The organism is Psychromonas hadalis ATCC BAA-638, from assembly GCF_000420245.1.
In the GTDB taxonomy this organism is placed as follows: Bacteria; Pseudomonadota; Gammaproteobacteria; order Enterobacterales; family Psychromonadaceae; genus Psychromonas; species Psychromonas hadalis.
Window position 1 is genome coordinate 1 of record NZ_ATUO01000305.1, and the last position, 1,807, is coordinate 1,807.

The window sequence follows — 1,807 nt, forward strand, 5'->3', positions numbered from 1 at the left end:
GAAGCTTTTTTTTAAAATCCCGCTTCAAATGATGGCAGGACACATAACCGCACTAGTGGCGTAGCGGTTATGCACTTCAAGGTTGAATCTGCCAGTCATTTCATTGTGTTCAAGATCGTGGACAAGTATGACCAGTTAATTAATGGAATTGGTATAAGTATTTTAAGCAACAGGGAAATAAGATAACAGCGCTCTGCTCTTATTTTCCTGTTTGATTAATTTATTATGTGGGCATTAAACCTCTTGGGAAAGGTATTTGCCTCGGTGGGTTTGTGCAATCACATTTTGTTTTATTTTTGTGGATGATGTTTTAGGGTTATAACTCACTTGAATAATTTTACCCCCTGCTGAATGCAGATAGGACTCCACATCAATGTTGTGTTTTTGATTTCCCCAATCTTCACCAATCACAAAAATATTGGGTTTAACCTCTTTACACCCTGATACATATTCAAGCTCGTGATAAGGAATCACGATATCAACACATCGTAAGGCTCTTAACATCTCCATGCGCTGTTCAAGTGGAACAACCGGTACATTGGGTTTGTAAGAAGCGACAACGCTATCAGAGGCAACACCAACGGCAACTGTTTTGCCTAATGTTTTGCAGTATTCTAATAAAGCAAGGTGTCCTACATGTAATAAATCAAAGGTACCTACTGTGTATACAACCATGATGCTTATTTCACTCCTGTTATGTTTTAATATTATGTTTTAATGTCAATACCTTCGCCAAAATGGAAACCAACCCATTTTGGCTAACTTTTTTTCCTGTAAGCATTTGATTTTTATTGGTGTAAAATTCCATTTTAAGCTTAAATCAAAATTGGCGAAGGTATTGAATGTGATTAATCTATAAAAGTTTCCAAGCGTAGAAACCCGTTATGGCCAGCGTATATGCAGCCAGGATATAAACGTTGAGAGGATTACCAGAAAGTTTCGGTGTTTTTATTTCAGATACATTGAGCGCCGCAAGTCCTAAGGCGACCACGTAAAAAAGGGCAGAAAATAGACTATGACTTAATACACTTTCAAAAAGAAATACAAACACGAGAATAAGACTATTATTATCAAGTGCGAGCCCGGTGTATTTTGATCCGCCCGCCAATCCGAAGGTACTAAAATAACTGAGTCTTATTGCACTTGCCGCCAGTATAAAGAAAGCACCGATTAAAAAGATAGGTTCAAATTGTCCATAGCTCATAAGAAGAATCGCTGGTGTAACACCATAACTGACAATATCGATGACCACATCAAGTTGCCCACCAAAAGCACGATCATTGCCTGTTCTGCCTTTCATCTTTCGTGCAACTAATCCATCAGCCCAATCAAAAGCAACCGCCCAAACCATACCAATCATAGCAGCATAATAAATACCGATAATACTGAAATAAATCGCTAATACAGTACAGGCGAGTCCCGCCAGTGAACATATATTGGGGAGATCTTTTACAAACGAAAGAATGGTGGGTTGTGATGCTTGAGGTTGCTCGGTATTGGTGCTCATAGTATTCCTAAAAGAGGTGATTATACATTAGTGTGGCGAGTATATAGTAATGAGAGGTTAGAAGGGTTAACTTTTCATTAAACTTTTGTTGTAATTACTCAGGTCGTTGCCATTTAAGCCTATTTATTCGTTGAAAATGCTCATTTAAACCATTAAACGCCGTTTTTCGCCTCAAAATAGACATAAATAGCTTAGCCCTGAGTATTTACGCTCTATTTTATATACCCATGATCTTTGAAAAGACTTCTCATTTAGGAAAATTAAGTTGAAATTTAAATTTAAAAGATCAAACTGTCTATA

2 protein-coding genes are annotated in these 1,807 nt (G+C 37.4%); both read right to left on the bottom strand.

Going from position 1 to position 1,807, the window contains the following annotated elements:
- Positions 1-234 precede the first annotated feature (234 nt).
- Positions 235-675 carry an FAD synthase family protein gene (locus G322_RS0119095; protein ID WP_022943259.1) on the bottom strand — a complete coding sequence of 147 codons (441 nt, stop codon included), beginning with the start codon at positions 673-675 and terminating at the stop codon, positions 235-237.
- Between the two features lie 178 nt (positions 676-853).
- On the bottom strand, positions 854-1,507 hold the full coding sequence (locus tag G322_RS0119100; protein WP_022943260.1) for a CDP-alcohol phosphatidyltransferase family protein: 654 nt from the start codon (positions 1,505-1,507) through the stop codon (positions 854-856).
- Positions 1,508-1,807 lie beyond the last annotated feature (300 nt).